General features: G+C 39.7%; 6 protein-coding genes. 5 read left to right on the top strand and 1 reads right to left on the bottom strand.

Annotated elements, in window-relative coordinates; all coding sequences use genetic code 11:
- Both E7303_RS10130 and E7303_RS10125 read left to right on the top strand, forming a co-directional pair.
- Positions 1 to 2,181: DUF3160 domain-containing protein (locus E7303_RS10130; RefSeq protein ID WP_292145151.1), on the top strand; the 2,181-nt coding region annotated here is incomplete at its 5' end.
- Positions 2,181 to 3,632: a CapA family protein gene (locus tag E7303_RS10125; protein ID WP_292145159.1), complete on the top strand. Its 1,452-nt coding sequence runs from the start codon at positions 2,181 to 2,183 to the stop codon at positions 3,630 to 3,632. The genes E7303_RS10130 and E7303_RS10125, both read left to right, overlap by 1 nt.
- A 48-nt stretch (positions 3,633 to 3,680) precedes the next feature.
- Here the strand turns inward: E7303_RS10125 and E7303_RS10120 are convergent, their stop codons facing one another.
- Positions 3,681 to 4,220: an NADH peroxidase gene (locus tag E7303_RS10120; RefSeq protein WP_022772152.1), complete on the bottom strand. Its 540-nt coding sequence runs from the start codon at positions 4,218 to 4,220 to the stop codon at positions 3,681 to 3,683.
- Between the two features lie 191 nt (positions 4,221 to 4,411).
- On the opposite strand from E7303_RS10120, the gene E7303_RS10115 reads away from it, so the two are divergent.
- The 3 genes from E7303_RS10115 to E7303_RS10105 are packed head-to-tail and all read left to right on the top strand — an operon-like array spanning position 4,412 to position 6,540.
- Positions 4,412 to 5,278: a MurR/RpiR family transcriptional regulator gene (locus tag E7303_RS10115; RefSeq protein WP_292145149.1), complete on the top strand. Its 867-nt coding sequence runs from the start codon at positions 4,412 to 4,414 to the stop codon at positions 5,276 to 5,278.
- 24 nt (positions 5,279 to 5,302) lie between these two features.
- On the top strand, positions 5,303 to 5,827 hold the full coding sequence (locus tag E7303_RS10110; RefSeq protein ID WP_292145148.1) for an S-ribosylhomocysteine lyase: 525 nt from the start codon (positions 5,303 to 5,305) through the stop codon (positions 5,825 to 5,827).
- Between the two features lie 17 nt (positions 5,828 to 5,844).
- Complete coding sequence (locus tag E7303_RS10105; RefSeq protein WP_292145147.1) at positions 5,845 to 6,540, top strand: 5'-methylthioadenosine/adenosylhomocysteine nucleosidase; 696 nt, start codon at positions 5,845 to 5,847, stop codon at positions 6,538 to 6,540.
- Positions 6,541 to 6,673 lie beyond the last annotated feature (133 nt).

The raw sequence follows: 6,673 nt of genomic DNA, 5'->3' as shown, positions 1-6,673 counted from the left end.
TCAACCCCAGTTGAAAGCCCTGACGCGCAGTCAGCGCAGGAAACAACAGAAGTTTCTGAAGGAAACGAGCAGAATGCTGCCATTGGAGAAAGCAGTGAGCCTGCAACAGTTAATGAAGAAAAGAGCTCAGACTCAAGTGAAAAGATCTACTATGATCCAAACCTTATCCCTTCAATCGCACATTACAGCGTGAATGAAGATTTTTCTAATGTAGTATATGCATCTGATTTTGCTTATCTTTTTAGTGATGAATATGAAAGCGAATATAATCATCCTTCAATTCTCAGAAATGCACTTATCAAAAATAATTTTGCTGTTACAGCTGACAGTAGTAGAGAGTTTTTTGACATTTATGAGGATAACAGATATGTTATGTTCCCTAATTTTATAACAGTGGATTCACTGATGCATACATATCATCTGTATTTTGCCCACCTTATGAAAAAGTGCGAGCAGCAGTATCTGTCTGATGAATTAAAAAAAGTCAGCTCAAATATGCTGGCAGAATCTGCAAAACAGTATGAGGAGCTGAAGGGAACAGATTGGGAAAATGCGGCATTCAGAAACCTTGCATTTTTCTATGTAGGAAGTCTGTTGCAGGACGAAAGCGTTACAGCACCTGTAAGCGACCCTCAGTTTGATCTGTTAGTTAAGGGCGAATATGACAAGGTAATGGCTGCAGAAGGAATTGAGGTATGCGCTCTGACAGATTTGAATGAGGATTATACCCAGTACAAACCAAGAGGCTACTACGACGGAGATGACCAGCTAGAGCACTATTTCCGCGCTATGATGTGGTACGGACGAATTGCATTTGAGCTTGATAACGAGGAGATGGCAAAGAGCGCGATCCTTCAGACAATTGCACTTTCAGCAGATAATAAAGAGTGGAGTAACATCTACGAAGTCACAAGCTTTTTTGCAGGAAAATCTGATGATGCGGGATTTAAGGAAATCTATGATGCTCTGGAAGAGAGCTGCGCAGAGGCGCCGTCACTTCAGGCAGTAACAGATGAAAAGACATTTAAAGATAGCATTTTGCCTGCTTTAAAGAAGATCGATCCACCTGCAGTCAATTCAATTCCTGTCTACGATGGAGAAGACCCAATAATTCCATCCTACAGATTCATGGGACAGAGATTTACTATTGACGCTGCAATAATGCAGAGACTCATATACAGCTCAGTAAAAGAAAATCCGGAGGGCGAGAGAAGATGCCTACCTGACACCCTTGATACAGCAGCAGTTCTCGGTTCAGAAAAAGCTTACGAGATCCTTGATGAGCAGGGCGATACAAAATATGAGAATTACAACGAGAATATTCAGGCTCTTAAGGCATTATTTAATAACGATGAGCAGGATTTGTGGAACGCAAGCCTCTATTCAGGATGGCTGTATACCTTAAGACCTCTTTTTGAAGAAAAGAGAGATGGCTATCCTTCATATATGCAGAGCGAAGAATGGGATAAAAAGAATCTTGAGACCTTTGCGGGCTCCTATGCTGAGCTTAAACATGACACAATCCTTTATACCAAACAGCCTATGGCTGAGATGGGTGGACCTGATTTTGAACCACTTGATGACAGAGGTTATGTTGATACACAGCCGGTAGTATACAGCAGATTCAAGGCTCTTTCTGAGAAGACAAAAGAAATGCTTAGTAGCTGCAATATGCTGTCAGATGGAGCAAGTGATGACCTTGATAAACTGTCAGAGATAGCAGGAACACTTATTACGATTTCTGAAAAAGAGCTGACAAACGACACGATTACAGAAGATGAGTATGAGTTTATCAGATGTTATGGTGGATATATTGAGCACTTCTGGGAAGAAGTTACTAAAGACTCCTTAGGCGAGGATACGATTGACAGTACACAGGCTCCTTGCCCTGTAATTGCTGATATTGCAACTGATCCAAACGGCAGCGTCCTTGAAGTTGGTTCAGGTTATGCTGCAACAATTTATGTGATTTTCCCAATAGATGGAGAGCTTCATGTTGGAAGAGGAAGTGCATATAGTTTTTATCAGTTTACAACTTCGATTACAGACAGAATGACAGACGAAGAATGGAAAAATGCTCTGTCCGGTGGATATTTGGACGATGAATGGAACTGGGTTGAAGTTGAGAGAGCACCTGAGCAGCCTTCATGGACTCAGAGTTACAGGATAAAAAATAATTGATGCAGGTTACAAACAATAGTAAAACCAAATTAAGAATATCTATAGGACTGCTGCTACTCCTTGGAGTGGCAGTAGTTCTTTGTATACTCTTTTTCCTGATAAAGGATAATTACATTCCACGCTGGGTTACATGGAATGAAAAGGTCGTGAATGATGGGCATTTAGTGCTTAAAGATAAAATGCTCACCTTATATGATGAGCAGGGAAATAAAATCTTTTCCACAGAGAGAACTGTTAAGGTTCAGGATTTTCTTTTGACTGATATTGATGGAAATGGGCATGATGACATGATCGCCCTTGTGTGGAAAAGAGGAAAGTACGGGAAGTACAGGCCCTTCTGGGTTGATAAAGATGAAAGAAATTATTCGCAGCATATCTTCATATATGAGATCGAGGATGAAAACAAGGTAAGGCCAAAGTGGTTTGCGTCTGAAACAGGGCACCTTATCAGGCGGATGAAGCTTGAGGATGAAAGCGGAAAAATAATCCTCGTAGAAGATGTAGATAAAACCAATTCCCTGTGGAGATGGGATGGATTTGGCCTTAAGAATGTGGATAACTCGGTAAGGTTCATAGCATTTGGCGATAATATCATCCACGAAGAGATTTATAAACACGCCTATTCCAATGAAAATGGAAGCTTTGACTTTTTATATGAACCTTTCAAAAAAGAAATTGAGAATGCTGATATAGCGGCATTTCAAGCTGAGACAGTACTTGTGGATAAAAAATCCATGGTAAGCGGCTATCCCACATTTGGTTCACCCAAAGAAGTGGGACAAGCTCTGGCTGATGCAGGATTTGATATAGCAGTGTGCGCCAACAATCATACTCTGGATAAAGGCATAGGTGCTGTTGATTTTACAAAGGACTTCTACGAGGATTGTGGATTAAAAACTGTTGGAATTCAGAAAAGTACTGACAAAACTTACAGGCCCTATGAATTGATATCAAGAAATGGCATAAAATTCGCGCTCTTTGCCTATACTTATGATACTAATGTGAAAAAAGCTACTGAGAAATATCCAAATCTGGTCCATTACCTTCCACAGGATGAAGATGGCGAAAAAGAGCTGGTCAAAGACCTGACGGAAAGCCGAAAAGAAGCGGATATTGTAGTTGTGTTCGTCCATTGGGGAGATGAATATCAGACAGAAATAAGCAGTTTTCAGGAACATTTTGCAGAGCTCTTCGCAGAGGGAAATGCGGATGTAGTTATAGGTACGCACCCACATGTGGTTCAGGAGACAAAAGAGATAATAAGACCTGATGGAAACAATACAATAGTTTTTTATTCTCTTGGAAATTTCAGAGCTGATCAGGGTTTTTCTGAAGAAACTAAAATTGGAGAAGAAGCTCTTTTTACTGCTGAGCATACCTATGACGGAATCAGGATAACGGGCTTTGAAACCAAAGAAATAAATACATATTGGAAAGATGATATGAAATAAAAAAGGCTTCGCTGATCACCTCAGAGAAGCCCTTTGCATACTATTCAATTATTTGAAATATCTATCAAGAAGTCCCTGGAAGCCTTTTCCATGTCTAGCTTCATCGCGGCCAATCTCATGAACTGCATCATGGATTGCATCAAGATTAAGCTCTTTTGCCTTCTTAGCAAGATCTGCACGACCCTGAGTAGCGCCATATTCTGCTTCTGCGCGAAGTTCAAGATTCTTCTTTGTAGAATCAGTTAATACTTCACCAAGCATCTCTGCAAATTTAGCAGCGTGTTCAGCCTCTTCCCAGGCAGCCTTCTCATAGAAAGCACCGATTTCAGGGTAACCCTCTCTGATGGCAACTCTTGACATTGCAAGATACATACCAACTTCTGAGCACTCACCGTTGAACATCTCACGGAGACCATTCTTGATCTCTTCCGGAGCTTCACTAGCTACACCAACAACATGCTCGCATGCCCAAACCTTCTCACCTTCCTGTTTCTGGAATTTAGAAGCTGGAGCGTTACATACAGGACACTTCTCTGGTGGCTGATCGCCTTCATGAATGTATCCACAAACCTGACATACCCATTTCATAAACTAAAATCTCCTTTCGTGCGAAACAAAAAAACTAGCTACCCACAATTAAATTGCCTATATCGAGCATAGCATAATAGTCAGAAAATTAAATGGTTTTCACAAATATTTTATAATTACTTATGAAATTTTATTTCAAAATGGTTTACAATTAGAAATATAGTATTGAAATGGTTTGGAGGCCAATTTTTATGAATGTTGTAAGTGAAAGAATTAAAAGTTGCTATAACTCTCTCCCTGCTTCAGAAAAACTGGTTGCTGATTATGTTTTGCAGAATAAGGACGATCTGTTTCTTTTCCCTATAAAAGAGCTTGCTCAAAAATCAGGCACAACACAGGCGTCATGGACCCGCTTTGCCCAGGCAATCGGATATGATGGTCTTAAAGACCTGAAAAACGCTTATTATGCTGAGGCTAATACATCATTAAAACAGGCAGACAAAGGACCGAAGATTGCATTTAAGGATGTAAATGAATACACATCACTGCAGTCAATTGCTGATAATATCTGTGCAACGAGTGTACAGGCTGTTCAGACAACCTATAGACTTTTCGATGTGGGAACCTTTAATGATGCGGTAACCAAGATTGTTGGGGCGAAACAGATTCAGCTTTTTGGAATAGGAACTGCCAGCGTAGCTGCTTATGATTTATATTGTAAGCTTTTGAGAATCCATTATAATGTTGTCTTTAATCAGGATTTTCATATGAGTTTAATGACAGTATCTCAGGCAGCACCGGGCGATGTATGTTTATTCTTTAGTGACAATGCCAAAAATAAAGAAGTCATGCAGTGTTTCAATATTGCAAAGGAGTCCGGCGCGACAACAATTGCAATCACCAAGCTTGGAAATAACACTCTTACTACCAGCTGTGACCATGTTCTATTTGCTACTTCTCCGGAAATAGATAAAAAGAGCGGTATTACAAGTTCACGTTTTGCTCAACTTTTCTTAGTTGATACACTTTATACTGCCATTGCCAATAGAGATTATGATAATATAAGAGAGTATCTCAGAGATTCCTACGAGGTATTCAATGAGATGCCCAAAGACTAAATTTATTTGAAAGGAGATACAGATATGGATTTAATCCCTAGCTTTTCTGTAGACCACACCAAAATCATACCGGGAATATTTACCAGCAGAGTAGATACTCTTGGTGACTATAAGGTTACAACTTATGATATCAGAGTAACAAGACCAAATGTTGAACCGGCAGTTGATGTAGCTGCAATGCATTCTTTAGAGCACATCATTGCAACTTTCCTCAGAAACGATCCTGATTGGAAAGATCAGATTATTTATTGGGGCCCAATGGGATGTCTTACAGGTTTTTATCTCATTATGAAAGGCAATCGTGAACCAAAAGAAATTCATGATCTTCTTTTAAGAGCATTTCAGTCAGTAGAAAATACAGAGGAAGTACCGGGTGCATCGGCTGTTAATTGTGGTAATTACCTCATGCACAATCTTGAGATAGCTAAATGGTATGCACGTAAATTTGCTGCTTACCTTGCTGAAAATGCTAATAACTCCATGATTTTCGAATATCCTAAGTCAGAGAGACTTGTAACAGATGATGGTCGTCAGTTCTTTGATTCATAATTAAAGGAGAAGCTACAATGAAAATTGGAATAATTGGAGCTATGGAAGTCGAAGTCGAGACTCTTAAAGGCTCAATGAACGTTAAAAACGTAGTCAAAAAAGCTTCCATGGAGTTTTATGAAGGAACAATTGAGAATACTGAAGTTGTAGTAGTAAGAAGCGGAATCGGTAAAGTAAATGCCGGAATCTGCGCCCAGATCCTTGCAGATATCTTTGGAGTTGAAAGAATCATCAACACAGGAATAGCAGGTTCACTTAACAACGATATAAACATTGGTGACGTGGTTCTTTCAACAGATGCTATTTATCATGACATGGATGTAAGAGTATTTGGATATAAAATGGGTGTCGTTCCTCAGCTCGGAGTGGAATCTTTTGTAGCTGACGCTGATATGAGAGAAAAAGCAAAAGCAGCTATTAAGAAAGTTGCTCCTGACATCGGAGTTTTTGAAGGAAGAGTTGCCAGTGGTGATCAGTTCATCAGTGGTAAGGAGACAAAAGAGAGGATCATAGCTGATGTTGGCGGCATGTGCGCGGAGATGGAAGGCGCAGCAATTGCCCAGGCCTGCTATCTCAACAACATTCCATACCTTATCATCAGAGCAATTTCTGATAAGGCCGATGGAACTGCAGATGTAGACTATCCTACATTCGAAGCAAAAGCAGCAAAAGACTGCGCAGCTCTTACAATGGAACTTATAAAAAATCTGTAATTTAAGTTTAAAGGCTCCTTCGAGATATTAATCGGAGGAGTCTTTTCATATGAATGATTTAACCTATTTTTTATAGTTATATGCTTGATATGAAAAAAGTTCTTTGATACACTTTTAGCTGATGGCGGAATAC

This window comes from Butyrivibrio sp. (assembly GCF_015056685.1).
GTDB lineage: Bacteria > Bacillota > Clostridia > Lachnospirales > Lachnospiraceae > Butyrivibrio.
This window is presented reverse-complemented; position numbering and strand designations above follow the sequence as displayed.